The sequence below is a fragment of the Pseudomonas serboccidentalis genome (assembly GCF_028830055.1).
Taxonomy (GTDB): Bacteria; Pseudomonadota; Gammaproteobacteria; order Pseudomonadales; family Pseudomonadaceae; genus Aquipseudomonas; species Aquipseudomonas serboccidentalis.
The window spans coordinates 5733920-5760603 of sequence record NZ_CP101655.1 but is presented as its reverse complement, the minus strand read 5'-3'; the positions used below and the strand labels follow the sequence as shown (position 1 = coordinate 5760603).

Annotated in this window: 22 protein-coding genes and 1 pseudogene; 12 read left to right on the top strand and 11 right to left on the bottom strand. The window is 60.3% G+C overall.

What is annotated here, in order from left to right; all coding sequences use genetic code 11:
* The first annotated feature begins 100 nt into the window (after positions 1 to 100).
* From NN484_RS26240 to NN484_RS26230, 3 genes are read left to right on the top strand one after another with little or no spacing between them, the layout of a single operon-like run.
* Entirely contained in the window at positions 101 to 760 is a 660-nt protein-coding gene (locus tag NN484_RS26240; RefSeq protein ID WP_127652541.1) for a paraquat-inducible protein A, read from the top strand.
* Positions 747 to 1370 (top strand): paraquat-inducible protein A, encoded by a 624-nt coding sequence (locus tag NN484_RS26235; protein WP_127652542.1) that lies wholly within the window; start codon positions 747 to 749, stop codon positions 1368 to 1370. Before NN484_RS26240 ends, NN484_RS26235 begins: the two co-directional genes overlap by 14 nt.
* Positions 1363 to 3666: a PqiB family protein gene (locus NN484_RS26230; RefSeq protein WP_127652543.1), complete on the top strand. Its 2304-nt coding sequence runs from the start codon at positions 1363 to 1365 to the stop codon at positions 3664 to 3666. Before NN484_RS26235 ends, NN484_RS26230 begins: the two co-directional genes overlap by 8 nt.
* A 183-nt stretch (positions 3667 to 3849) precedes the next feature.
* On the opposite strand, the gene mksF is transcribed toward NN484_RS26230, so the two are convergent.
* The 3 genes from mksF to mksB are packed head-to-tail and all read right to left on the bottom strand — an operon-like array spanning position 3850 to position 8661.
* On the bottom strand, positions 3850 to 6690 hold the full coding sequence (gene mksF / locus NN484_RS26225) for an Mks condensin complex protein MksF (RefSeq protein WP_127652544.1): 2841 nt from the start codon (positions 6688 to 6690) through the stop codon (positions 3850 to 3852).
* The gene (gene mksE / locus NN484_RS26220; RefSeq protein ID WP_127652545.1) at positions 6687 to 7388 is read right to left on the bottom strand and encodes an Mks condensin complex protein MksE; all 702 of its coding nucleotides are present in this window, start codon (positions 7386 to 7388) and stop codon (positions 6687 to 6689) included. The genes mksF and mksE overlap by 4 nt, the downstream gene beginning before the upstream one ends.
* Complete coding sequence (gene mksB, locus NN484_RS26215) at positions 7378 to 8661, bottom strand: Mks condensin complex protein MksB (protein WP_215502404.1); 1284 nt, start codon at positions 8659 to 8661, stop codon at positions 7378 to 7380. Before mksB ends, mksE begins: the two co-directional genes overlap by 11 nt.
* Positions 8662 to 8892: 231 nt before the next feature.
* Here mksB and NN484_RS26210 point away from each other — a divergent pair, with 231 nt between their 5' ends.
* Together NN484_RS26210 and rimI are read left to right on the top strand one after the other, a co-directional pair.
* Positions 8893 to 9639, top strand: a complete 747-nt coding sequence (locus NN484_RS26210; protein ID WP_274659340.1) for an energy transducer TonB — start codon at positions 8893 to 8895, stop codon at positions 9637 to 9639.
* Complete coding sequence (gene rimI, locus NN484_RS26205) at positions 9632 to 10084, top strand: ribosomal protein S18-alanine N-acetyltransferase (RefSeq protein ID WP_007961522.1); 453 nt, start codon at positions 9632 to 9634, stop codon at positions 10082 to 10084. The genes NN484_RS26210 and rimI overlap by 8 nt, the downstream gene beginning before the upstream one ends.
* A 110-nt stretch (positions 10085 to 10194) precedes the next feature.
* Here the strand turns inward: rimI and NN484_RS26200 are convergent, their stop codons facing one another.
* Complete coding sequence (locus NN484_RS26200) at positions 10195 to 10599, bottom strand: serine kinase/phosphatase (protein ID WP_127652547.1); 405 nt, start codon at positions 10597 to 10599, stop codon at positions 10195 to 10197.
* Between the two features lie 140 nt (positions 10600 to 10739).
* On the opposite strand from NN484_RS26200, the gene can reads away from it, so the two are divergent.
* A complete protein-coding gene (can, locus tag NN484_RS26195) occupies positions 10740 to 11384 on the top strand; it encodes a carbonate dehydratase (protein ID WP_003228196.1) in 645 nt (214 codons plus the stop codon).
* Positions 11385 to 11390: 6 nt separating this feature from the next.
* On the opposite strand, the gene NN484_RS26190 is transcribed toward can, so the two are convergent.
* The 5 genes from NN484_RS26190 to NN484_RS26170 form a co-directional block, all read right to left on the bottom strand.
* A complete protein-coding gene (locus NN484_RS26190; RefSeq protein WP_274658291.1) occupies positions 11391 to 11906 on the bottom strand; it encodes an SET domain-containing protein-lysine N-methyltransferase in 516 nt (171 codons plus the stop codon).
* Positions 11907 to 12088: 182 nt separating this feature from the next.
* Positions 12089 to 13270, bottom strand: a complete 1182-nt coding sequence (locus tag NN484_RS26185) for a hypothetical protein (protein WP_215502402.1) — start codon at positions 13268 to 13270, stop codon at positions 12089 to 12091.
* A 119-nt stretch (positions 13271 to 13389) separates the two neighbouring features.
* A complete protein-coding gene (locus tag NN484_RS26180; protein ID WP_215502401.1) occupies positions 13390 to 15084 on the bottom strand; it encodes an acid phosphatase in 1695 nt (564 codons plus the stop codon).
* 140 nt (positions 15085 to 15224) lie between these two features.
* Positions 15225 to 15545 (bottom strand): hypothetical protein, encoded by a 321-nt coding sequence (locus tag NN484_RS26175; RefSeq protein ID WP_127652551.1) that lies wholly within the window; start codon positions 15543 to 15545, stop codon positions 15225 to 15227.
* A 172-nt stretch (positions 15546 to 15717) separates the two neighbouring features.
* Complete coding sequence (locus tag NN484_RS26170; RefSeq protein WP_215502400.1) at positions 15718 to 17136, bottom strand: short-chain fatty acid transporter; 1419 nt, start codon at positions 17134 to 17136, stop codon at positions 15718 to 15720.
* 348 nt (positions 17137 to 17484) lie between these two features.
* Here NN484_RS26170 and NN484_RS26165 point away from each other — a divergent pair, with 348 nt between their 5' ends.
* The 5 genes and pseudogenes from NN484_RS26165 (at position 17485) to NN484_RS26150 (ending at position 21727) form a co-directional block, all read left to right on the top strand.
* The gene (locus NN484_RS26165) at positions 17485 to 18798 is read left to right on the top strand and encodes an MFS transporter (RefSeq protein WP_215502399.1); all 1314 of its coding nucleotides are present in this window, start codon (positions 17485 to 17487) and stop codon (positions 18796 to 18798) included.
* A gap of 115 nt (positions 18799 to 18913) precedes the next feature.
* Positions 18914 to 19642 (top strand): annotated as a pseudogene (locus tag NN484_RS27450) (PAS domain-containing protein); the annotation flags it as partial.
* A complete protein-coding gene (locus NN484_RS27445; RefSeq protein ID WP_414891824.1) occupies positions 19622 to 20230 on the top strand; it encodes a methyl-accepting chemotaxis protein in 609 nt (202 codons plus the stop codon). The pseudogene NN484_RS27450 and the gene NN484_RS27445, both read left to right, overlap by 21 nt.
* Positions 20231 to 20420: 190 nt before the next feature.
* On the top strand, positions 20421 to 21020 hold the full coding sequence (locus NN484_RS26155; RefSeq protein WP_274658290.1) for a flavin reductase family protein: 600 nt from the start codon (positions 20421 to 20423) through the stop codon (positions 21018 to 21020).
* A gap of 74 nt (positions 21021 to 21094) precedes the next feature.
* Entirely contained in the window at positions 21095 to 21727 is a 633-nt protein-coding gene (locus tag NN484_RS26150) for a LysE family translocator (protein ID WP_274658289.1), read from the top strand.
* An 81-nt stretch (positions 21728 to 21808) separates the two neighbouring features.
* Here NN484_RS26150 and ggt read toward each other — a convergent pair whose 3' ends face one another.
* A complete protein-coding gene (gene ggt, locus NN484_RS26145; protein ID WP_274659339.1) occupies positions 21809 to 23641 on the bottom strand; it encodes a gamma-glutamyltransferase in 1833 nt (610 codons plus the stop codon).
* A gap of 262 nt (positions 23642 to 23903) precedes the next feature.
* On the opposite strand from ggt, the gene NN484_RS26140 reads away from it, so the two are divergent.
* Positions 23904 to 25004, top strand: a complete 1101-nt coding sequence (locus NN484_RS26140) for a DUF2817 domain-containing protein (protein WP_274658288.1) — start codon at positions 23904 to 23906, stop codon at positions 25002 to 25004.
* A 257-nt stretch (positions 25005 to 25261) separates the two neighbouring features.
* On the opposite strand, the gene NN484_RS26135 is transcribed toward NN484_RS26140, so the two are convergent.
* Complete coding sequence (locus tag NN484_RS26135; protein ID WP_215502394.1) at positions 25262 to 26416, bottom strand: Fic family protein; 1155 nt, start codon at positions 26414 to 26416, stop codon at positions 25262 to 25264.
* Positions 26417 to 26684: the final 268 nt, after the last annotated feature.

Genomic DNA, 26684 nt, shown 5'->3' with positions numbered 1-26684 from the left:
CGCAGGAAACTTTTTTTACTTAGCCTGCGAACAATTTTGCACAGTTATTTTCGAATCAGAACACTAGAATAGCCCCATCTTTTTCGGAGCCAGAGCCTTTATGTCAGAGTCGGTTGACGCCCCCGGGCTGTCAGATTTACCGCTGGAAGACTTGGTGGCCTGTCACGAGTGCGACTTGTTGATGCGCAAGCCCAAGCTTGCTCACGGCGAGAAAGCCTTGTGTCCACGCTGCGGTTACGAGTTGTATGCCCACCGCCATAACGTAGTGCAGCGCAGCCTTGCTCTGGTTATCGCAGCATTGCTGTTGTTCGTGCCGGCGAACTTTTTACCCATCATGCAGCTCAATGTACTCGGGCAGTCGTCGCAAGACACTGTCTGGAGCGGTGTGGTTGGACTGTTCAATACCGACATGCGCGGTGTTTCCGTCGTTGTGTTTCTTTGCAGCATGGCGATTCCGTTACTCAAATTGCTCTGCCAGTTATTCGTATTGCTGACGATCCGTTTCAACATCGGGCGTAGCTACGGTTTGCTGCTGTATCGCATTTATCACCACCTCAAAGACTGGGGAATGCTTGAGGTCTACCTCATGGGCGTATTGGTGGCGATCGTCAAACTGGCAGATATGGCAGCTATCACCGTTGGTTTCGGTCTGGCATGTTTCGTCGGCTTGTTGTTGGTCCAGGTCTGGCTGGAAGTGGTGATGTCACCGCATCAGATCTGGCAGGCGCTATCAGGAGAAGACCCTCATGCGGGCGATTGATGCGGGCATTCTGATCTGTACCGAATGCCACGAGTTGAACAGGCAGAACGCGGACACCGACGAACAAACCTGCACCCGTTGCGGTGCGCTGGTCCATGCTCGCCGGCCGAACAGCCTGGCTCGAACCTGGGCACTGCTGATCACTGCGGCGATTATCTACATTCCGGCCAACGTGTTGCCGATCATGACCGTCAGCTCGTTGGGACAGGGTGACCCGAGCACGATCATGTCCGGGGTGATCCAATTGGTGCAGCACGGCATGATCCCGATTGCCGCTGTGGTGTTCATCGCCAGTATTCTGGTGCCGACCTTCAAACTGGTGGGCATCGCGTTGCTGTTGTTTTCGGTACAGCGACGCCAGCCATTGTCTGCACGCCAGCGAATCTGGATGTACCGCTTCATTGAGTTCATCGGCCGCTGGTCGATGCTCGATATCTTTGTGATCGCCATTCTGGTGGCGGTCGTCAACTTCGGCCGGCTTGCCAGTGTCGAAGCCAACCTCGGCGCCATCGCCTTCGCCAGTGTGGTGATTCTGACGATGCTTGCCGCAGTAACTTTCGATCCCCGACTGATTTGGGATAACACGGAGTCGGACGACGACCATGACTGATTTGCCCGTAGCGAAAACCCGACCGGCTTCCAACTGGTCTGCGATTTGGGTACTGCCCCTGATTGCCCTGATCATCGGTGGCTGGCTCGGCTGGCGTGCCTATAACGAAACCGGCATCGAGATTCAGGTGCGTTTCGAAAGCGGTGAAGGCATCCAGGCCAACAAGACCGAGGTCATGTACAAGGGCATGTCGGTCGGTAAGGTGAAGACCCTGAAGCTTGACGACGAAGGCAACTCCAAAGGCGTGATCGCCACCGTCGAAATGAACAAGGACGTCGAGCAATACCTCAAGACCAGCACCCGTTTCTGGCTGGTGAAACCGAGCGTGACCCTGGCCGGTATCACCGGTCTGGAAACGTTGGTTTCGGGTAATTACGTGGCCATCAGTCCCGGCGAAGGCGAGCCGACCCGCAAGTTCAAGGCGCTGGCCGAAGAGCCGCCGCTGTCGGACTCCAAGCCTGGCCTGCACCTGACCATCAAGGCGGATCGCCTCGGCTCGCTGAACCGTGGCAGCCCGGTGTTCTACAAGCAGATCAAGGTTGGTCAGATCAAAAGCTACGTGCTTTCCGAAGACCAGAGCACTGTTGAACTCAAAGTGTTCATCGAGCCGACCTACGCCAAACTGGTGCGCAAACACACGCGTTTCTGGAATGCCAGCGGCATCAGCATCGACGCCAACCTGTCCGGCGTGAAAGTGCGCAGCGAATCCCTGGCGAGCATCGTTGCCGGCGGTATCGCTTTTGCGACACCGGAGAACCGTAAAGACAGTCCGCCGACTGATCCAAGCCTGCCGTTCCGTCTGTATGAAGACTTTGACGCGGCCGCTGCCGGCATTCGAGTGAAGGTCAAACTCAGCGACTTCGAAGGCCTGCAGGCCGGCCGTACACCGGTGATGTACAAGGGCATTCAGGTGGGTAACCTGAAAGCGTTGAAAATCGATCCGGACCTGAACAGCGCCACCGCCGAGCTTACCCTTGACCCGCTGGCCGAAGACTATCTGGTCGACGGCACACAGTTCTGGGTGGTCAAACCATCGATCTCCCTGGCTGGTATCACCGGACTCGAAGCGCTGGTGAAAGGTAACTACATCGCCGTGCGCCCGGGCGACAAAGGCGCAGCCCCGAAACGCGAATTCGAGGCCCGGCCAAAAGCCCCGCCACTGGATCTGCGCGCCCCAGGTCTGCACCTGGTGTTGTTCACCGACGTTCTGGGTTCGATCGAAGTCGGCAGCCCGATTCTGTACAAACAGGTCAAGGTCGGTTCGGTACAGAGCTACCAGTTCTCCAGAACCAAAAAACAACTGGTGATCGGTGTCCACATCGAGAAGGAATACGAAAACCTGGTCAACGCGTCGACCCGCTTCTGGAACGTCAGCGGTATCACCCTCACCGGTGGTTTGACCGGCGGTATTCAAGTGAAAAGCGAGTCACTGCAAACGCTGATGGCCGGCGGTATCGCTTTCGAAACACCGCAAGCCAAGGCGCCGTTGCAAAAGCGGATCCCGCGCTTCCGCTTGTTCGCCAACCATGACGAGGCCAACCAGAAAGGCACGCTGGTGACGATCAAGGTCGACCGCGCCGATGGTTTGCGCCCGGGTACGCCGATTCGTTTCAAAGGGCTGGATGTCGGCAAGATTGAAGACGTCGATCTGACCGACGATCTGCAATCGGTGATGATCACCGCACGGATCACTGAGGTACCGGAGAAGATCGCCCGGGTCGGCAGTCAGTTCTGGGTGGTCAAGCCTGAGTTGGGGTTGATCAAAACCCAGAACCTGGAAACCCTGGTCACCGGGCAATACCTGGAAGTGCAGCCAGCGGCGAAGAACCTCGGCCCGCAGAAGAACTTCGTCGCGCTGGCCAATCCGCCGGAGGAGGTCAAGCAGGAGGCCGGTTTGAGTCTGGTATTGAGCGCCGCCCGCCGCGGTTCGCTGAAACCCGGTGTGCCGGTGACCTACCGCGAAATTACCGTGGGCAAGGTCACGGGTTATGAGCTGGGCCAGACCGCTGATCGTGTGTTGGTGCACATTTTGATCGAGCCGAAATACGCGCCGCTGGTGCGCAGCGGTAGCCGGTTCTGGAATACCAGTGGTGTCGGTTTCGACATCGGGCTGTTCAAGGGCATGACGGTACGCACGGAGTCGCTGGAAACCGTGATCCAGGGCGGTATCGCCTTCGCCACGCCGGACGGTGAGCGAATGGGTAACCCGGCGCGTGCGGAGCAGACGTTCCCACTGTTCGACAAGTTCGAGGATGAGTGGCTGACCTGGGCGCCGAAGATTTCTCTTGGTAAGTAACCTTGCGGCGTCTGTAAGGACGCCATCGCGAGCAGGCTCACTCCTACAAGGGAACGCCTTCCAACTGTAGGAGTGAGCCTGCTCGCGATAGGGCCCGCAAAATCAACACAAACCCCCAAGCTATAAAAAAGGGCCGCGATCCCATCAGATCGCGGCCCTTTTTTTGCCTTCAGTTAATGCCGATCAAACCTCATCCAGCTCCGGTTCATCCGCTTCAACATTGACGGTGGCTTTCACTGCATCATGGCGACGGATGTACTTCCAGTCCGCCTCGTCGATGTAGATGCCCGCCGGGCCGCTGCCGCCTTCCAGGTCGATGGCGACACTGGCGCAGACCTGCGGCTTCACACTCGCCAGAATCGGCACGAAGCCCAGTTGCAGGCTGGTTTCCAGCAGGGCGGCCTGGTTCTTCTCGTCGATGTCCGCCGCCTCGTCCAGGTAGTACGGCAGACGCACGCGACCGGCCAGGTCACGGTCCATCAAGTGCAGCAACAAGTACATGTTGGTCAGCGCCTTGATGGTCATGGTGGTGCCGTTGGACGCCGCGCCGTCGATGTCGGTGTGGATCACCGGCTGGCCGTTGACCTTGGTGATCTCGAACGCCAGTTCGAACAAGTCCTTGAGACCGAGCTGGTTGTGGTTCGCCGCCACCAGCCGTGCCAGGTATTCCTTGGCCTCTTCGTTCTTGTTGTCCTGCTCGGCGCTCTGGCTCAGATCGAACACCGACAGGGTTTCGCCTTCTTCGTACTGACCGGCGCTGTGGATGATCTGGTCGATGTGCTTGAGCGCTTCCTTGTTCGGCGCCAGGACGATGCGGAAGCTCTGCAGGTTGGACACCTGACGCTTGTTGATCTCACGGTTGAACAGCGCCAGTTGATGCTCGAGGCTGTCGTAGTCGCTGCGGATGTTGCGCAGGGTCCGGGCGATGTCGGTGACCGCCGCACGACGGGCCTTGCCCAGCGTCAGGGCTTCATCGGTACGGTGCGCGTAAGCGTTGATCAGCAACGACAGACGGCGCTCCATGTCGTCTTCGCTGTCGAACTTGGCCACGCCTTTCAGACGCACTTGCGCGTACAGCGCTTCGATCTGCCCGTCAGCGCGCAGCAGGCCTTGCCAGCTGTCCTGATAGTCGTTGAGCAGCGGCAGCAGGTTGTCCATCGAGTCGTCGACTGGATCCATGAACGGCGTGCCGAACGGCAGGTCCGCCGGCAGCAACTGACGACGGCGCAGCGCGTCGTCGAGGGTGCGTTGCTTGGCTTCCATGTCGGCGATCTGCCGGCCGACCAGTTGCAGCTTGGCCGACAGTTGCTGGACGCGCTCGGTGAACGCATCGCTGGAGCGTTTGAGTTCGTCCTGCGCCGCTTCCATCTGCGCCAGTTGCTCAAGCTTGTCGCCTTCTTCGGCACTCAGGGTCTGGGTGCGACGGAAGTCTTCCAGTGCTTTCTGCGCGTCCAGCACTTGCTGGTACAGCGCTTCGGTCTGGGTCTTGCTCGCGGCGCGGTCGGCGGCCACGGCTTGCTGGGTCTTGAGTTGCTTGAGTTCTTTTTCCAGACGCTCTTTCTGGTCGCGCAGTGCGGCGCGGTCAGCCAGCGCTTGCAGGGCCGGCGGCTCGATGTGCGAGATGTCGATCGACAGACCAGGCACTTCGAAACGCTCGCCCTTGAAGCCATCGAGGATCAGCTCGACCGATTTGACCCACTCACCATCTTCGTCGAGCGTGATGCCATGTTCACCCAGCGGCAGGCTGAACAGCGCACTGTTGAACAGGCGCATCAGGCGCTCGACGTCCTGCTGCGAGAACTCTTCGCGCAGACGGGCGTAGCTGTTGTTGTCGGCGTGATCGAGTTGCTGTTTCACCGACTTCAGGCGTTTTTCCAGATCGCGCAGACGCTCTTCCAGATCCTCGGCGCTGAACTGACGGGACTGTGCCAGCGCACCGGCCAGTTCGTCGTGAGCGTCCTTGGCCGCGAGCAATTGTTGCTCCAGCACTTTGACGTCATCGACCAGCGCGAAGCGGTTCTTCAGCACCGACAGCTCACCGAGCCAGCGCTGGATGCCGGAGATTTCCCGCTCCAGACGCATCAGTTCCTGAGTACCACCACGCTGATCGTTTTGCAGATCGTCCTGCTCGCGACGGTAGTGTTCGGCCTGAATGGTCAGCTCTTCCTTGCGCGCCGTGGCGTAATCCGACCAGGTACCGAGCAACGAATCGAGCAGCGGCGACAGGCGATGCAGTTTGCCGCGCAGCACGTCACGCTGTTTCACGCCATTGGCCAAGGCCTCAACCAAAGGGCCGGCCGCGACCAGCGAGTTGTAGTCCTGCTCCATCCGGCGCACATCACGGAAGGCTTCTTCGCACGCGGCGATGTAGTCGACGCTGCCGGAACGCAGGCTGTGCTCGAACGCATCGAGGAACAACTGCTTCAACTTGGCTGCAGTGATTTCGCGCATGTGCAGCAGGTTGATGAACAGCGCGCGGAAGGTCTTCAGGCTCTGCTCGCTGGTGGAGCGCAGTGGGATCAGAGTCAAGTCCAACGGGATCGACGTGTGACCGCCAACCAACAGGCGGCGCAGTTCGTCCGGCTTGAGTTCGTAGGCTTTCAGGCCTTCTTTCTCAAGGTTGCTGAACAGCTCCTTCTGGCGCAGGCAGGTGTCGTTTTTCTGGTAGTGCGCCAGATCGAGCTTGCCGGCGTAGGCAAAGAACTGGTGACCGAAACCACCGCCCGGGCCGCGACCGACCACACCAATCACGTGCGGGCCGTGCGGCAGGTTCACTTCGACGAGGATGTAGCTGGTGTCGGAGGCGAAGTAGAAACGCCGCGATTGTTCCAGGCTGTACTTGCCGAAACTCATGTCCGACATGCGCGCCAGAATCGGGAACTGCAAGGCGTTGATCGACGCCGATTTACCGAGGTTGTTCGCGCCGTAGACCGACAGCGGTTCTTCCAGCGGGAACAGGCCGAGGCTGTAACCGGCGGTGTTCAAAAGGGCAAAGCGGCGGATGCCGTAGCGTTCCTGGCTCATGCGTCGGACTCCTGTTCTTCGGCAATGGCGCGAGCCAGTGCGTCTTCTTCGCTTTCTTCCGCAAATTCACTCAAGTCGAGCGGATCATCGGTTTCGAGGAATTTGGCTTCGGCTTCTTCGTCGATCAGCACCGGTGCTGGCAGCGGCAGAACGCTGTGCACGCTGGCCGCCAGATCGCGGTCCTGCTGCACCGACAGGCACACGTCGAGGAAGCGGTGCATCGGCGGCAGGAAGCGGTACACGCCGTTTTCTTCACCGGCGAAACCGAGCTGGGTCATGCGGCGCATGATTTTTTCTTCCAGCTCTTCAACGGTCTGCACTTCGGCCTGGATGAACAGGTCGCGGTATTTATCCAGCAACGACGGCAGTTCTTCACGGCCGAGGCTGCCACCGTCGAGCACGGCGATCGGGTCACGGCCCTGATCGGCCAGGTGCTCGACGAGGATGAAGGTGAACAGCGCCAGACGCTGGGCCGTCTTGTTCACCGCAGCGGCAGCCATGTCCGGTACGAAGTAGTAGAAACCACGGGTATCGCAGACCAGTTCGAACCCCAGCGCCTTGAACAGCGTGCGGTATTGATCCTGGAAGTTCGACAGTTGCGCGTACAGTTCCGGGTCGCGGCGGCTGACGTGATAGCCCTTGAACAGCTCGCGGAAGATCGGCGCCAGTTGGGACAGTTCGGATAGATCAAGATGCATTTGGGATGCTCGCAGAATCCTCGGCGGCGGCAGGGTCGCGGGCCGAGAGCAGGGCGAAGGAGCGCAGGCTGACCTGGTGCTCGTGAGTGTGGTATTCGCGGCGTTCCAGACGCTCGCGCGTGAAGCGTTTTTCCCGCGACAGGCGCGAGAACCAGTACAGCAATTCGTCGGTGGCGCCGTCCGGTTCCTGCTCCAGCAGCCAGGTCATCAGATCCGGCATTGGCAGGGACTCTTCGCAACGCTCGACCATTTCGCGCACGGTGCGCGGCGCACGTGGGGCTTCGCCGGATTTTTGCGTCTTGTGCGCCTTGGGGAAACGCGCCGGTTTCGGCTCGAAACGCGCCAGGGCATAGACGTAGGCTTCGACCTGACTGGCGCTGCCGAGGAAAGTGCTTTGCGGCCGGGTGAACAGCGGCATCGCCGCTTGCGGCACGGCATCGATGCCTTTACGGCGAATCGCCGCCAGCGCCAGTGCGGCACCCCGGGTCACGGCGTTGTGTCGGCGCGCTTCTTCACGCAGCGGCAGCAGCAGTTCGCGGGCGTGGCGCAGGGTCAGCTGGGCGCTGGTCTGCATTTCGAGGATGCGCGCGTGGGTGCGCAGCAGCATGTCGTCATCAACCAGGTGGCCGAGGCGCTGCTGTTCGCTGAGCATCTTCAGCAGCACGGTTTCGACCTTGCGCACGCCTTGTTCGAAGGCACCGTCGGCGTTCACCAGATCGATCATCGGCTCGACGTATTCGTCCCAGGTCGCCAGGACTTCGGCGTAACGCTGACGCAGCGGGATCTGCCGGTCGCTGGTCTTGGCCCGTTCGGCCACGGCCACCAGCGCCTGCTCGTCGTTGTCGAGCTTTTTCAGCACGTCACGCACGCGCATGTCGAGCAAACGCAGCTGGCGGGCGAGGTCGTTGCCATCGCGGATGTCGAACGCGTCCTGGATGTAACCGGCCAGACGTTCGAGGTGACGCAGGTAGGCTTCGATCTCCAGGCACAGGCCCAGACGGTGCTCACGGCGCAAGTAGGCGAGGAAGTCGTGGATCTGCGCGTTGAGCTCGAAACGGTTCGGGCTTTTCGCCACGGGCACCAGAATGTCGAGGCGAATCCACACGTCGAGCAGGCTGGTGATGTCCTGCGGCGTGCTGTCCAGTTGTTGGGCGGCCAGTTGCGTGCGCAGTTCGTTGAGGCTCAGGGTGCCTTGGTCGAAGTGCTCGCACAGTGGCTCCAGAAGTGCCCAGTGTTCAGCGAGGGCGCGCAAGACGCGCTTGGGTTCGATCATCGGAATGGCCGGCTGGTTGGCGATTAAAAGCCGCGATTGTACTGCATCAGGAACGATGCGATTCACTCTCGGGACGGGCTGTCGCATTTTCTGAGGCAGAGCATTGCTCAAGACTATCGATCAACAGCAAGCGATCTTGAGCGAAGGGCGGTAGAATCGGCGCACTTTCAGTTATCCACAAGTGGCCGACCTTTGCTTATCGAGTCCCGCCGCCGCGCCTATTTGAACGCCATGCAGGTGGTCAACTGGCTGCCGCGCACCGAATTGCCTTTTGCCGCGCCGTCGCGGCCCGAGCTGCTGGACATGCCCGAGCCTGAGCCAGAGGTCGCGGTGTTGCCGGTTGTGCAGGCCGAAGCGGCGGTGCAACCTGCCGCCCGTCCGGTAGAACGGCCGAAAATCGAAGTGCCGCGCCCGTCGCTCGCCAGTACGCGCAATGGTGCCAAACCGGTGGAAGAGGTCGAAGAGGCGCCGGTCGTCGCCAAACCCGCGCCTGTACCGCCACCGCGTTTCGCCCTGCAATTGCTGCGCGCCGGGACTTGTTTACTGTTGGTGGAGTTACCCACAGGCGAAGCGTTCCAGAGCCGCGATCCGGCCTATCTGCTGCTTAAAGATATGCTGCGCGCCGCCGGTCTGCCGGATGCGCCGCAGATCGTCGGCGAGCCGGTGCGCTGGCCGTGGCTGAATCGCGGCACCATGGACCAGGGCCCGGAAGCAGCCCGTGATTTTGTGCAGGGGTTCCTCTCGGTGCAAATGGAAGCGGCGCCATGCGCCTGCCTGTGGCTGATCGGCCTGCCGGCGGTGCGGTTTGCCGGTGAAGCGGATGCCGAAGCGTTCAACAGTGAATTGCAGATCGAAGGCCTGGGCCTGGCCTGGGCCATTCCGGGTCTGGAATTGTTAATGGAAGAGCCACAGCGCAAGGCCGCTGTGTGGCAAGCCATGCGTCGGCTGATGGCGCGCTGGAAAGAATCGAATGAGTGAAGCTGTATCGTTCCGCCCGATGACCGAGGCGGACCTGGACGCGGTATTGAAGATTGAATACGCGGCGTACAGCCATCCCTGGACCCGTGGGATTTTTCTCGACGGGCTGGGCAAGTACCAGATCTGGCTGATGTTCGAAGGCCAGCAGCAGGTCGGTCACGGGGTGGTGCAGATCATTCTGGATGAGGCGCACCTGCTGAACATCACGGTCAAACCGGAGAATCAGGGGCGCGGGCTGGGGCTGACGCTGCTCGAGCATCTGATGTCGCGGGCGTATGCGGCTGAGGCTCGGGAGTGTTTCCTGGAAGTGCGCGACAGCAATACCGCGGCGTTCAAGCTGTATGAGCGCTATGGCTTCAACGAGATTGGCCGGCGTCGGGATTATTATCCGGCGGTGGGCGGGCGTGAAGACGCCGTGGTCATGGCTTGTACCCTGGTTGATTGAATACTGTCGGAGCTGCCGAAGGCTGCGATCTTTTGATCTTGAGCTAAAAAACAAAGTCAAAAGATCGCAGCCTGCGGCAGCTCCTACGGGGATCGTATGATGGCGGGTGATCAGCGATTGCCATCCAGCGGATCGCGCCGCGCCAGCTCTGCCTCATCCAGGCCATTGCCGCCGCCGATGTCATCCTCGTCGACAATGCTCAAATCCCAATCCGCCTGATTGCCTTCGCCAGCCTCTTCGGCGTCCCGGGCACCATCTTCATGAATCAGCGTTTCCGGGCTCATATCATCGTCAGTCGGTTCGTGATCGCTGGTTGAGGCACCGGTAAAGCCTGCCTCACGCACCCGCTCGTTCGGCATCAACTGCTCGCGTTCACGTTCCGGGATTTCATCACCGATTTTTGCGCTGGGTTCGTCTTCATCGAAATCCAGCTCATGCACCGAGCCCATGCGGTCTTCGTTATCATCGATGGGTTCGGGTTGCACCGCATCGTACGGACGTCGTGAATCAGTCATGGCAATTCCTCATACTGTGGGCCTTACTGAGTGGACTCACCGGGCACTCGAGAATTCCAAAGAAAACACCTGCAGTTCTTGCGTGACCCCGACGGGCGGTCGTCTGTCATACCAGCGCATCTTTCTTGAGGCCTTACACCATGCACGACTTACAAGACCTGATTGATAACAACGAGCGTTGGGCTGACGCGATTACCAAGGAAGACCCGGATTTCTTCGCCAAGCTGGCGCGCCAGCAAACCCCTGAATACCTGTGGATCGGCTGCTCCGACGCACGGGTACCGGCCAACGAGATTGTCGGCATGCTGCCGGGTGATCTGTTCGTACACCGTAACGTCGCCAACGTGGTGCTGCACACCGACCTCAATTGCCTGTCGGTGATCCAGTACGCGGTCGACGTGCTCAAGGTCAAACATATCCTTGTTACCGGCCACTACGGTTGCGGCGGTGTGCGGGCGTCGATGCAGGATCGGCAGTTTGGTCTGATCGACGGCTGGCTGCGTTCGATCCGCGATCTGTATTACGAAAAACGTGAAGAGCTGGCCAAGCTGCCGACCGAAGAAGAACAGGTCGACCGGCTGTGCGAACTCAACGTTGTCCAGCAAGTGGCCAACGTCGCCCACACCAGCATCATCCAGAACGCCTGGCATCGTGGGCAGAGCCTGTCGATTCACGGCTGCATCTACGGCATCAAGGATGGTCGCTGGAAAAGCCTGAACACCACCATCAGCGGTTTCGAGCAACTGCCGCCGCAATACCGCTTGCGCCCGGTCGGGGCGTTGTAAGCCCGATCAGTGCGCGTGCCGCCAGCGCTGCAAGAAGTGCTGGCCCTCGATAGAGGGGGGGTCATCGTAACCGGTGATCCACCCTCGGCAGCGCGGCCCGCCGCAGGTGCAGGCAAACTGGTGCAACAGGCGGTCTTCGGTGGCGGCAAAGTCGATGGTCAGGCGTTCACCCGGGCGAATATCGCGCAGCGCCCACAGCCACAATTCGCTCATATCCAGAAACACGTTCGGATCGCAGGCATGTTCGAGCAGTCCGCAAAAGCGCGGGTCGTAGATATGGATGCCGGTCAGTAGCTGGCGGGTCTGGCGACAGCGATAGGGGAGCAATTGCCCGGAAATTCGACACATCCGGGTGATGCGCAAGAAATCCCGGCGAGCCATCACTGCCGCGCGGCCCTGTTCATCCTGAATGATTTCGAAATCGACTGTAGAAGGAAACCCGAGGCGCACCGGCAACCCGACGAACGGGTAGATGCCTGGCGTATCAGGGGGAATGTGGTGCGGCTGTGCGCGATTGTTCATAACGGTCCCTGTCGGCAAAAGTTGCGACTCGCGTGGCGCTGACGTCCTGTCAGCGTTGCGCCGCGCTTGTTTGGATCCAATCATTTCCTGAAAAACGCTCACCGTCTACTGTCAGATCTGACAGGCGAAATTCGCTGCTCCCCGCGTCAGCATTGACTGACACGGGAAGCCTTTTCAGCCGATCAGAGGTGCGGCGCGGGTACCGCAGTGGCCGGCAGATCGCCCTTGAGCTGTTGCAACTGTGCCTTGATTGGCGTGGTTGAGCACTTGGCGGCAGCGTCAGTCGGGGTCAGGTTGCGGATCGAGGTGTAGAACAGCTCGCAAGTCTTGGTCTTTTGCGTCACTTGCCAGGTCTGCGTGCAGCTGTCGAGCAGGGTTTTCGGGTCGGTACCCGGTTTGCTGCCCATCCCCGCCTGCCAGCAGGCCGCGCTCAAGTCCTGCCCCATGACTTTCAAACCCGCAGCATCAGCCTTGGCTTGATCGCCGTCGTAGCTCGCCGGGTCGGCGGCGTACCAGATGTAGCTTGGGTGGTTTGAACCCAGTACCGGCACATTCACCCCGGCGCTCGGGCTGATGGTCGCCAGACCCAGGACGCCCACGGTCGGCCCGTATTGCTGCTTGATCCAGTTACGCACCGGCGCGCCGAACGCGACCATTGGCAGGGTAGTGCCGGCGCTGGTCTGGCTGAACTGCTTGACCAGTGTGGTCTGGTAGTCCTTGAAGTAGTCGTAGACCCCTTCCAGGTCACTGCCGGCGTTGGACGGCGCGGCGATTGGCGCGATGTCGATGATGGTCTGATAGGCCGGGGTCTGGTCCGCCGGGATACCGTTGTCGGTCAGCAGTGTGGCCCAGCGATCGGTGGTGTTCGAGCGCAGATAATCCTGAGCCTGGGTCAGCGAATAATCTGGCGGGAAGTGCAGCAGCTCGACGCTCTTGCGGTTTTCCAGGGCCATGCCCAGCGGCAGGAACAGATACCAGCTATAAGCCCATTTGCCATCGGCGTTGAGCTTGCTGGCGCCGTTGTAGGCCAGATCGCCAGCGTCGAGCAGCGCCGACAGCGGCTTGTCGTAGCCTTGCGGTACGCCGCTGATTTCGACGTAAATCTGCCCGTTGTCGTTTTTCACCAGCACTTTGGCATTGGCATAGCCGTCGCGTTGCACGCTTTGGCTCAGGTAGTGAGCGACGGTCTGCTCCAGCGACCAGTTGCGATAGCAGATCACGCTGCAGTTGTTGGGGTAGGCGAAGAGCCGGGTGACGCGCTCGGTACTGCCCAGTTTCAGGTCGACATCGGCGTGGGCGGCCGCGCTCAGTGTGAGTGCGGCGAGGGCCAGGGCGGTGGGGGTAAGTCCTGTGAGTTTGAACATGCTCAGATCCTTTTCAGCGTCGGCTCCCCGGGGTTCCGGGGCGCTTCATAGTGGATCAGCTGTGTTGCGCAGAGAAGCCGTCATTCACGGATTTTTGCGTCAGCTCACAGGACTCGGTTTCAGGCCTGAAAATGCAGGGCGTTGGTCAAGTCGCCCATGGGTTTCTGGCCGCGGGCGATCATCGCTTCATCTCGCTGCTTGAGGCCATCGAGGGTTTCGAGCTGGAACACCCGGGTGATCAGGCGCAGGATCGACGCCGTGTCATAGACCGTGTGATCCACTGTGCCTTTGCGGGCGAACGGCGATACCACCAGCGTCGGCACCCGCGAACCCGGGCCCCAGCGATCACCCTTGGGGGGCGCAACGTGGTCCCACCAGCCGCCGTTTTCATCGACGGTGACGATCACCACCATGTTTTTCCACTGCGGGCTTTCGCGCAGCACCTTCAGCGCGCGGACGATGTGCCGATCACCGGAGGCCACGTCGGCATAACCGGCGTGCATGTTCAGGTTGCCTTGGGGCTTGTAGAAACTCACCGCGGGCAACGTGCCGGCCTCGGCATCGGCGAAGAATCTGTTGGTGCTCGACTCATCCCCCAGGCCGGCGTCACGCAGGCGTCTGCTGCGCTCTTGCGGGTTCTCCGGGCCTTGCTGTTTGAAGTAGTTGAACGGCTGGTGGTGATATTGAAAATTGGGGATCTTCGGAATGCCCCCCGAGTCCTTGTACTGCTCGAGCGTCGCTTGCCACGCCCCGGCGTACCAGGCCCAGTCGACGTTCTTCTTCGACAGCTTGTCGCCGATGTGTTCGTGGGTCTGCGGCACCAGCACGTTGGGCAGATCGGCTTTTGAATACTCCGGGCGCTCCGGGTCGCGAATCCACGTCGGCCAGTACGGCGGGGCGAGGGTATTCACGCCAAAGCCATCCGGGGTCAGCGCACTCGGGCCGAACTGCGGCGGGCCGCTCATGGCGCTGGCCGGCGATTGTTCCAGCGGTTTGAGGCGCGGATCGGCCGGGTCAGTGCTTTGCAGCGCGGCGATCTGACTCTTGGCCACCGAATTGGCCGCGTCCGGATAGAACGGCGCGGTGGCGCTGATCAGGTATTGGTGATTGAGGAAGGAACCACCAAAGGCCCCCTGGAAGAAGTTGTCGCACAGCACGAATTCCTGCGCGACATCCCACAGACGCAGGGAATAGCGGCTCTGGGCGTAATGGCCCATGGTCAGACCACCAGAGTCGGCCCACGCGACGAAACCGTCATTCTTGCCGCCATTGATCTGCATCTGGTTCTGATAGAACACATGCCACAGGTCGCGGGTGACCAGGCCGAACGGCAGGTCTTCGCCATTCGGACCTTTGAGGGCGAACGGCGCGTTGGGCAGGTGTTCCTGAAACTGCGTGGCGTTGGGGTAAGTCACACCATCGAGGGTTTGCGGGCCGATCTGCAGCACACCGCCCCAGACGGGCGGCAAGGTCTGCAGCACGCTGCCATCGCGGTCACGTTGCTGGTAATCGGCAGGCGTGAGGGCTGACAGCGGCTTCTCGACGCCGGGGAAATCACCGAACAGGTTGTTGAAGCTGCGGTTCTCGGCGTAGATCACCACCACGGTTTTCACCTGGTCACGCAGGACCTTGTCCAGCTCGGCCGGGGTCAGCGGGCGCTCGGCCGGTTTGCCCGGTTGATCGCCAGCGTTGCCACAACCGGCCAGGGTCGCCCCCACACCGAGCACCGCGACACCGCCGAGAAAGCGGCGGCGACTGGTGTCGGTGGGGTTGTCGGATTCAGGTGCGTCTGTGCCGTCTGTTTCGTCTTTCATCTGTCAGCCCGCTCTGCTTAATTGTTTCAATTTATTTCGGGCGGACGCTAACAAGGGAATGTGACGGTTGGGTGACGATTTGAGGCGACAGCGAAACAATGCGGGAGCGATCAGGTCGGCTCCCCCAGGTTTTCACTCGATTACAAAAGGCGTAGTGCAAGCTGGCTGCCTGCTCGCAAGTATTCGACTTGTGCGGTGACCGCATCTTTGACAATGGCTTCGCCGGTGTCAGTCAACCTGGCTTTCTTGGCATCAATGACCGCGGTCTGCAGCAATTGCATTGCAACATCCATCGCTTTCTGGAAAGCCGTCAGGTTGTTGTGTTGGCCAAATTCTCGGATGACCGCGTCCATGCGTCGGTCGGCATCGTCTCGCAGCGTGTTGTACTCGACTACGGAGACGCTGCCGTCCTGATAAATTTCACGGATCAGTTCTTCAAGCGTTTTGGATATCGGTGTCATCGGTTCTTCCTTGGACAGGTTTTTGGTCCCGGACAAGCTAAACGAAGACACGATCAGGAAAAGTCAGCACCGTCCCACGTGGCGCGTGGGACAGTGCAACAGCTTTCGTAAGAAGAGGATTTGCACGTTGTCGGAATCCTCCCGCCAGCCATCTGGCCGCGTCCTGCTGGACTCAGGGAATGACGGGCGGTGTATACGCCAGCGTCGTCCCCAGCACCCACAGCAACAGCAGCACCAACGGTGTATGCACCAGCAACTGCACAAACGAGAAACCAATCAAGTCCCGTGCCTTAAGGCCAAGCACGCCCAGCAGCGGCAGCATGTAGAACGGGTTGATCAGGTTCGGCAGCGCTTCGGCGGCGTTGTAGATCTGCACCGCCCAGCCGAGGTGATATTGCAGGTCATTGGCGACTTGCATCACGTACGGCGCTTCGATGATCCACTTGCCGCCGCCGGACGGGATGAAGAAACCGAGAATCGCCGAGTACACACCCATCAACAGCGCATAGGTGTCGTGAGATGCGATGCTGACGAAGAAGGTCGAGATGTGATGCGCCAGAGTCTGTGCATCGGCGCCTTTGACCGTGGTCAGCAGCGCGGCAATCGAGCCGTACAGCGGAAACTGGATCAGCACGCCGGTGGTGGTCGGCACCGCACGGGCCACCGCATCGAGGAAGCTGCGCGGACGCCAGTGCAGCAGGGCGCCGAGCATGATGAACAGGAAGTTGTAAGTGTTGAGCCCGGAAATCGCGGTGATCGCCGGTTTGGTCGAGAACTCGTGGAACAGCCAGCCGGCTGCCAGCAGCACCAGCAAAATGATCAGCAGCGGACTGTGCTCCAGCCATTCGCCGGGCCGGGTACGCGGCTGCAGCGGCGGCAGGTTGAAGGCCGGGTCGATGCCGCAATCCCTGGCGTCACGCGCAGAGTTCGGGCCGGGAGCAGTGGCGTAGGCGACGATGATCGAAATCACGATCAGCGCCAGCAACATGGCGCCGGACTGCCAGAGGAAGATGGTTTGCGTAAACGGAATCACCCCGGTGATCGACAGGATCGACGGCGGCAGGCTGGCCGGGTTGGCCTGCAATTGCGCCGCCGATGACGACAGGCCTAGCGCCCAGACTGCGCCCAGACCCAGGTACGCTGCCGCACCGGCCGCGCGGTAATCCATTTTCAGATCGGTGCGGCGGGCGAGGGCGCGTACCAGCAAACCGCCGAATACCAGCGACAGGCCCCAGTTCAACAGGGAGGCGACCATCGAGATCAGCGCCACCCAGGCCACGGCGGAGCGGCCGTTTTTCGGAATGCGCGCCAGTTTGTCGATCAGCTTGACCGCCGGCGGCGAGCTGGCGACCACGTACCCGCCAATCACCACGAAGGCCATTTGCATGGTGAACGGAATCAGGCTCCAGAACCCGTCACCGAACGCCATCGCGGCATCGGTGGGTTTGGCGCCCATGGCCAGGGTGGCCAGCGCGACAATGATGACTGCCAGCGCGGCGAACACCCAGGAGTCGGGAAACCAGCGTTCGGCAAAGCTTGAACAGCGCAGGGCAAAGCGTGCGGAGCGGCTATCTTCGATATCAACGGCCACAGAGAGTACCTCGGATTTTTATGGTTATTGTGGTCCGCAGGAGCCGCCAATTGTGTCGGTCAGATCAATCTGTGGCGAGGGAGCTTGCTCCCGCTGGACTGCGTAGCAGTCCCCTTCCTTTAAGGAGCAGAGGGGGCCGCTTCGCGACCCAGCGGGAGCAAGCTCCCTCGCCACAGAGGTGAAAACCGATTCAGGTGTGTCCTGCTGGACAGGCATTAACAGTAAATCAACTGCCAGTGCTTTGTGAGCAGGTTTTGCAAAACCGGGACTATGGTCTTACGGGTTGTCCCCAGGTGGATTTGCGTAGACCATGGGCGCCTTGGTTTTTGCCTGCCAGAGTTCTTTGCCATGACTGCCCAATCCACAGCCCGACCGGCGCCGTTCAGCCGTTCCGACTACAAGACCCTCGGCCTCGCGGCCCTTGGTGGGGCGCTGGAGATCTACGATTTCATCATCTTCGTGTTCTTCGCCCTGACCCTCAGCCAGTTGTTCTTCCCGCCGGAAATGCCCGAATGGCTGCGTCTGCTGCAAAGTTTCGGGATCTTCGTCACCGGCTATCTGGCGCGACCTCTGGGCGGGATCCTGATGGCGCATTTCGCCGATCGCCTGGGCCGCAAAAAGGTCTTCAGCCTGAGCATCCTGATGATGGCGCTGCCGTGCCTGCTGATCGGGATCATGCCGACGTATGCCCAGATCGGTTACTTCGCACCGCTGCTGTTGCTGGCGCTGCGCATCCTGCAAGGCGCGGCGGTCGGTGGCGAAGTGCCGAGCGCCTGGGTGTTCGTCGCCGAGCACGCGCCAACCGGCCATCGCGGTTATGCCTTGGGCTTTTTGCAGGCGGGCCTGACCTTCGGTTACTTGATCGGCGCGCTGACCGCGACCTTTCTCGCCCAGGTGTTCACCCCGGCGGAAATCCTCGATTACGCCTGGCGTTACCCGTTCCTGCTCGGTGGTGTGTTCGGCGTGATCGGCGTGTACCTGCGGCGCTGGTTGAGCGAAACCCCGGTGTTCATGGCCATGGAGGCGCAGCGCGAAGCGCGGGTCGAACTGCCGCTGCGCACCGTGCTGCGTGAGCATCGACTGGCGATGTTACCGGCGATGCTGCTGACCTGTGTGCTGACCTCGGCGGTGGTGGTGTTCGTGGTGATCACTCCGACCATGATGCAGAAAACCTTTGGCATGACCGCCAGCCACACCTTTGCCCTGAGCGCCCTGGGCATCGTCTTTCTCAACATCGGCTGTGTGATTGCCGGGTTGCTGGTCGATCGCCTCGGTGCCTGGCGCACGGTCATGCTCTATAGCCTGTTGTTGCCCTTGGGCATCGGCGTGCTTTACAGCTGTTTGATCACGGGCGGCAACTGGGTGGGGCTGGCGTATGCCGTGGCCGGTCTCGCTTGCGGCGTTGTGGGCGCGGTGCCGTCAGTGATGGTCGGGTTGTTCCCGGCGCGTATCCGGGTGTCGGGTATTTCCTTCACCTACAACATTGCCTACGCCGCGTGGGCAAGTATCACACCGCTGTTGTTGATCGGTCTGATGCCGTGGAGCCCATGGATCTGCGTGATGTTCTGTGCGGTGATGGGCGTGGTGGGGCTGTTGAGTGCGGCGTACTTTGGCTCGCGCATGCCGCGCACGGGGCCGTGTCAGGTGGCCGGGGCTGCCTGACCGCATGCGCTTGAACTATTTTTGACCGACGGGTCGCAAGCGCTCTTCAGAAAAGATTTTCAAGGCCGATGGTTAGGCTGCATCCCGCTTTCTACCCAGCCATCGGTACCTTCCCATGTTCAACAAACGCCTCAAGCAAGAGCTGGCCGCTCTTCGTGAAGAACTGTCCAGTCTGCTGCAAGTCAAGGAAAGCCTGGAAAGCGAGATGCTGGTGCTGACTCTGGAGCCCGATGGCCGGATTCAGTCGGTCAATCAGAACTTTCTCGCCGAGATGCTCTACAAAAGCCCGGACCTGGTGGGGCGCGCCATCGAAGACATCGTCCCGGCGCATGTGAAGGCTGATGAGTTTCACCATCGTTTCAAATCTGCGCTGACCCGTGGCGAGCATTTCGCCGGTGCCGTACGTCTGCTGCGCGGTAATGGCGAAGAGGCGTGGCTGCGCTCCATCGTGCAGCCGGTGCGTTCTTCGGACGGCCGGATCAAGCATTTCTCGATTTTCTCCAGTGACCTGACCCGCACCATCGAAGCCTCCCGCGAGCACGAAAACCTGATCGGCGCGCTGGTACGCTCCACCGCAGTGATCGAGTTCGACCTCAACGGCAATGTGTTGAATGCCAACGAGCGCTTCCTCAGCGGCATGGGTTACAGCCTGGCGCAGATCAAGGGCAAGCATCACCGGATGTTCTGCACGCCGGAGGAGTACAACAGCGCCGAGTATCAGAACTTCTGGCGTCGTCTGAACAATGGCGAGTTTGTGGCCGAGCGCTTCAAGCGTGTCGACAGCCACGGCCGCGTGGTCTGGCTGGAGGCGTCCTACAACCCGGTGGTCGATGCCAACAACAAACTGTACAAAGTGGTGAAGTTCGCCACGGTGATCACTGAGCAGGTCAACCGCGAACAAGCGGTTGCCGACGCGGCCAGCATTGCCTACAGCACTTCGCAACAAACCGACAGCACCGCGCAACGTGGCACCACCGTGGTCACCGAGGCGGTGAATGTGATGCGTGATCTGTCGCGACACATGCAGGCTGCGGGTGAGGGCATCGAGGCACTGAACGAGCAGTCGCAGGTGATCGGCACTATCGTCAAGACCATCAGCGGTATTGCCGAGCAGACCAATCTGCTGGCACTCAACGCTGCCATTGAGGCGGCCCGCGCCGGCGAGCAGGGCCGAGGCTTTGCGGTGGTGGCCGACGAAGTGCGACAACTGGCCTCGCGCACCAGCCAGGCGACCGAAGAGATCGTCGGCGTGGTGCGGCAGAACCAGGAAATGGCGCGCAACGCCGTGGCCCTGATGACCGACGGCAAGCTGCAGGCCGAACAAGGCCTGGCGCTGGCGGCGGAGGCGGGCACGGTGATCGTCGAGATTCAGGACGGCGCGCAGAAAGTGGTGGATGCGGTCGGGCAGTTTGCCAATCAACTTTCCCACTGACCTGCACGCCGATCCCTGTAGGAGCTGTCGAGTGAAACGAGGCTGCGATCTTTTGATTCTGGTTTGATTTCAAGCATCACAAACAGAATCAAAAGATCGCAGCGTACCGCAGCTCCTACAGTTTTTTTCACCAGCAGATCTTTCGGTGCTGACGCTACAATCGGCTCCTTTTCCCCCGGAGCAGATCCCCATGAGCGATTCCCACCGCCGCCCGGTTCCCTTGAACAAAGCCTACCGTCTGCTCAATCACGGGCCGACCGTGCTGGTCAGCGCCGCCCATGACGGCCAGCGCAACATCATGGCTGCCGCCTGGGCGATGCCGCTGGATTTCGAACCACCGAAAGTCGCCGTGGTCCTCGATAAGTCCACCTGGACCCGGCAGCTGCTCGAAGCGTCCGGCACCTTTGTGCTCAACGTGCCGTGCGTCAATCAGGCTGACATTGTGCAAACCGTCGGCAACACGTCGGGCCTGGAAATCAGCCAAACCCAAGGGCAAGACAAGTTTCAGGCTTACGGCTTGCAGACCTTTGCCGGTGAACAAGTCGAAGCGCCGCTGCTTGACGGCTGCGTCGCCTGGCTCGAATGCCGCTTGCTGCCGGAGCCGCGCAATCACGAGCAGTACGACCTGTTCCTCGCCGAAGTCATCGCCGCCCAGGCCGATGAACGCGTATTCAGTGACGGGCGCTGGCACTTCGACGGGCATGACGGTTTGCGCACTTTGCACCATGTGGCGGGCGGGCATTTCCTGACGATTGGCGATGCGGTGGACGGTAAAACCCTGCCGTTGTGACATTCATCTGATGGAAAACCGGCGCCGAATGGAGCAAGGTGTGGGGCATTGTCGAACCGATCAGGCGCTGCCCCATGGACCTTTCTACTGCGAGCTATCTCGCCCCGTTGCTGTCGCTGGCGCTGCTGTGGACGGTCGCGGTGGTCACGCCCGGTCCGAACTTCTTCAACATCGCCCAACTGGCTGTCAGCCGCTCGCGCCGCCATGGCGTGGTCGCGGCACTCGGTGTCGCCAGCGGGACCGTGCTGTGGGGGCTGGCTGGCGGCCTGGGCATCCAGTCATTGTTCAGCGCGGCGCCGACGCTGTACCTGAGTTTCAAGATTGCCGGCGGCTGCTACCTGATCTATCTCGGGCTCAAGCAGTTCAAGCGTAAGGCGCCGATTGTCGCCGGTACGCTGGATGAATCGCAGCAAACCCTGCTCGGTGCTTATGGGCGAGGCTTTCTGGGCAACATGACCAACCCAAAATCCGCACTGTTTGTTGCCACCATTTTCGCCACCGCCATGCCGGCCCATGTGCCGCCGCTGTTGCTGGCGCTGGCGGTGCTGACCATGGCGACGCTGTCGTTCAGTTGGTATTGCAGCGTGGCGCTGTTCTTTGCCAGTCGGCGGATCGCGGGCGTCTACGAGCGCTCGCGGCAATGGCTGGATCGTTTGGCCGGTGGTTGTTATTTGCTGTTTGGGGCGCATCTGGTGGCTAATCGCTGAGCCGGGTGATCTTGCGCGTTAAACCCGTTGCATGAAAAAAGGCTTACCTCGCGGTAAGCCTTTTTTGTTTGCATCCTGGCTTCAATCCCCCAACGCTTCCCCTTCACGTCGCGGATCCGCCCCCCCCTCCAACGACGCTTTGCCCTGCGCATCCTTGACCCGCACGATGGCCTGGGTGCCGCTGGTCATGTCGATTTCATTCACAGCATGCCCTTTGTCTTTCAGCGCCTGAATCAGCGCCGGGCTGAACTGGCCTTGTTCCAGTTCGGTCGGGCCGTTGCGGCTGCCGAAGTTGGGCAGGCTGATGGCGCTTTGCGGGTCGAGGTTCCAGTCGAGCAGGCCGACGGTGGTCTTGGCCACGTACTCGATGATCTGCGAGCCGCCCGGCGAGCCGACGCTGGCGAGGAATTCGCCACTGTTGCGATCGAAGATCAGGGTGGGCGCCATCGACGAACGTGGACGTTTGCCGGGTTCGACGCGGTTGGCAACTTTCTGCCCGTTCTCTTCGGGGATGAACGAGAAGTCGGTCATCTGGTTGTTCAGCAAAAAGCCCTGAACCATCAGGTGCGAGCCGAACGCCGCTTCGATGGTGGTAGTCATCGACACCGCGCCACCCCTGTCATCCACCGCCACCACTTGCGAGGTGGAGATGCGCAGCGGTGAGCGATCCGGCGCGTAGGCCACTTGCACGCCTGGCGGGGTGCCCGGTTTGGCGCTGCCCATGCTGCGTTCGCCGATCAGGCTGGCGCGGCTGGCGAGGTAACCCGGGTCGACCAGGCCCTTGACCGGCACCGGGACGAAATCGGTATCGGCGACGTATTGCGCACGGTCAGCGTAGGCCAGGCGTTCGGCTTCGGCGATCAAGTGCACGGCTTGCGGTGCCGGCTCGATGCCGGCCGGTTTGTCGGTTTTCACCGGTTTGAGCGGGGTCAGCGACAGGCGCGGGTCGCGGGTTTCCAGCGCTTGCAGGGTGCCGAGAATCTGCGCCACGGCGATCCCGCCCGATGACGGTGGCGGCATGCCGCAGACCTGCCAGCGTTTGTAGTCGGTGCACAGCGGTGCGCGTTCCTTGGCCTGATAGCGCTGAAGATCATTCAGCGACAGGCTGCCCGGATTGGCATGGCCTTGCACCTTGGCGACGATCTCTTCGGCGATCGGGCCTTTGTACAGCGCGTCCGGGCCTTCGTGGGCGATGCGCTTGAGCACGGCAGCGAGTGCCGGGTTCTGCAGGCGGGTGCCCACGGCTTTGACGCTGCCGTCGCTGTTGAGGAAGTACGCAGCCATGTCCGGCGATTGACGGATCACCGGATCGGATTCCAGCAATGAATGCAGGCGCGGCGAAATCGCAAAGCCTTGCTCGGCGAGCTTGATCGCCGGCTCGAACAGCGTGGCCCATGGCAGGCGCCCGTGTTGTTTATGCGCCAGCTCCAGCGCGCGCAGCACGCCCGGTGTGCCGACCGAACGCCCGCCGATCTGCGCCTGCGGGAACGGCATCGGTTTGCCGTCGGCTTGCAGGAACAGTTTCTCGGTGGCGCCGGCCGGTGCGGTTTCGCGACCGTCGTAGGTGCGCACCTGTTTGCCGTCCCACAGCACGATCATCGCACCGCCACCGATCCCGGAGGATTGCGGTTCGACCAGTGTCAGCACTGCTTGCATCGCAATCGCCGCGTCGATGGCCGAGCCACCCTTGCGCAGCATCTCGCGCCCGGCCTCGGCGGCCAGTGGATTGGCAGCCGCCGCCATGTGTTGACTGGCGTGACGGGTCTGCAGATCGGTGCGGTAGCCAGAGGCGGCTTCCGGTGCCAGCGGCAAGGTCGAGGAGGGCGGGGCGTTGCACGCGGTGAGGGTCAGGGCGCTGACAAGCAGAGTCAGGGCTGGCAGGCGAAAACGGCTCAGGGGCAGGGCTGGAAACACGTGGGGCTCTCCGTCCGTGGGATGAAAGGTCTGACGGACTTTATCGACCGGTCGGTCGCGACGCAAACCGGTGGGCATTTTTGTCTTTCTTTTCAGGCCGGAAATTCGCTAGGGTCAACCTCAATCGACCGATCGCACACGTCCCCTTGTAGGAGTGAGCCTGCTCGCGATAGCGGTGGGTCAGCCAGCAATGATGTTGGATGTGATGACGCTATCGCGAGCAGGCTCACTCCTACAATTACAAGATCAACAAGAGACTGATATGCACAGCGAGTTCCCTACCGAGTTCAATTACCGCGATCAACGCGAACAGTTTCTCGTCGCCGCCCATGCCGCCGGCGCCACGCTCACTTCTTACGCGCATCCGCGATGCGGCCCTTTTGGTGAACCGCTGAGCACCGACGTCGCCGTGCTCGGTGATCCGCAGGCCAAACGTCGGCTGGTGGCGCTCAGCGGCACCCACGGTGTCGAGGGCTATTACGGCTCGGACTGCCAGATCGAATGGCTGAAGACCTTCGTGCCGGGGTCGCTGCCCAAGGATGTCGCGGTAGTGATGGTGCACCTGATCAACCCGTGGGGCACCGCGTGGCTGCGGCGGGTCAACGAAGACAATATCGACCTCAACCGTAATCACCAGGATTTCGCCGGGCCGTTGCCGGACAACCGCGCTTATGCGGCTTTGCACGAGATCTACGCCTGCACCGATTTGAATGGCCCGGAGCGTGCGCGGGCTGACGCTTTGCTCGATGCACAGATCAACGAACACGGCTGGCCAGCGGTGATGTCGATTGTCGAGGGCGGTCAGCACAGCCATCCCGATGGATTGTTTTATGGTGGCCGCGCGCCGAGCTGGTCGAATCGCACGCTGCAGCAGATTATCGATGAGCATCTGGCGGGCGCTGAAACCGTGATGTGTTTCGACCTGCACACCGGTGCTGGCGAGTACGGCCATCCAATGTTGCTGACCATCACCGAGTCGGCCTACCCGGCGTTGGCGCAAGCGCAGTCGATCTACGGCCCCTGGTTGTACACCTTGCACACCGGAGCCGAGACCTTGAGTGAAACCGGTGTCGCGGCGACCGCCACCGGTTACACCTCGCAGGCGCTGCTCAACGCATTACCGGGCGTGCAGTTGATGCCATTCGTGATCGAATGCGGAACCTATCCGGGGCCGGAAGTGCATCGTTATTTGCGCGATGACCACTGGCTGCATCTGCATGGCGATCCACTGGATGCGACGGGGCGGGCGATCAAGTTGAATCTGCTGGAGCAGTTTTACCCGGCGGATCCGGACTGGCGGGCGATGGTCGGTCTGCGCACTCGGCAGATCTGGGCGAAAGGGCTGGCGGCACTGGCAGGCTGAAAACCAGATGAGGGGATACATCCCGCCATCACAAAATCAGTACTTTTCTCCAAGCATAAAAAAACGGCCTACCTTTCGGTAAGCCGTTTTTTGTTTTAGCGGTGCGTGATCCGATTCATACCTGGATCGAGCCCGTTTCCGACGGCACTTTTTCAACCTGATTTCGTTATTGGTTCAGTCGTATCCGATACTCCGCAGCCAAACCGGCAGGTGGCTAATTCAGCAGGACTTGAATACTGCCGGTTGTAGATCGGCGCTCAGGGGGTTTCCAAAGGGGCAGGTATGAAGCCTTGCTCTCTGAGTGACTTAATGACTCCCCGAATCAGATAGTTATTGGAAAATCCAATCGTGTACTGCCTCGCTCCGGGGGTAAGCGGTAAAAGCATTCCCTGATCCACCAGTTTTTTGATCAAGTAGGTCCGTTGATTGCTCGAGTGTTTAGGGAGTACAGCAGCTATATCCGCAGATTTCACTATCTTCAGTTTAATCGCGGCAGAGAGCACCAGTTCCTCTGTTTCGGTGATCCATTCGCGTTCCCGTGCAAAGGCGATAGCTGGGACGAGAATGCACTTGGTGAGATAAGAATAATTGGTGAGGCGGTCGACCTTTTCAAGCTCATCGCGAATGCCTTGCAACACATACGTACACCATTGCTCCAAACCTTCCTTTGTTCCCTTGTCAGCTGTTGCGAGCATTGAGTAGTAGTGTTCACGGTCGTTGCAGAACACGGCCGTAGGATTCAAGACGCGACCGCCCGTATTGACGTTGAAGCCGTATTTCATCAGTAACGCGTAGGTGAGCAGTCTTACCACGCGGCCATTGCCATTACCGAACGGGTGTATCCATCCAAATCTATGGTGAGCCAGCGCGACCTTCATCAGGTCGTATTTGGGAGAGTCCTTGCGGTTAACGAATTCGACAAGCTCCTCCATGTATGCCTGAATCTGGATGAAGTCGGGCGGCAGATGATCGGATTGCGAAATCCGCACGCCACTGTTGCGGTATGCACCTGGCGTTTTGTCGCCCTCGCGCTGTAGGTTGTCGACGGTCATCGCGTGTAGCTCACGGATCGTACGTTCGGTCAGTTCTGCGCCCGGTGCCATGATCTGCTCGATGTAATCCATCGCATTCTCGATATTGGCTACCTCACGAAGCTGGTCAGTTTCGTGGGCCTTCCCTTCCACTTTGCTCTCAATGTAGTCCGCCAAGGTTGTGTGGTTGCCCTCAATACGCGCGGAGCCGAGGCTTTCCAAGGCATGGAACAGTGACTTGAGTTGGTGGAACACCTGTGGCGGCGTATCGCCTTCGAGTCGCAGACGACGTAGGTGCTCCAGTTCGCTCAAAACATCCACCAGGTCAGAGTCAAAGGAGGGATTGAGTAGCGCCAGGTCGTGATGGAAAAACTCGGCCATGATAACAATTATCTCAAGTATTGTTTTTGATTATCTTGAACTTTCTATTGGGAAAAGCCCGTATTAATTGGATAAAGGCTGAAGTGTGAGGTTAGCATTATCTTGAATTTGATATTTGCTTATGTGAAAAAAGGCGAAGTGCAAACTGTAAGAAAGTCTGACTGATGAGGTACTGCGAGCCCACTGATCCAATCGAAAGGGCTGAAGATAGACGTTTTGTAGGTGGGTAACCGGAGGGGGGATTATTGCAGGCATAAAAAAACGGCCT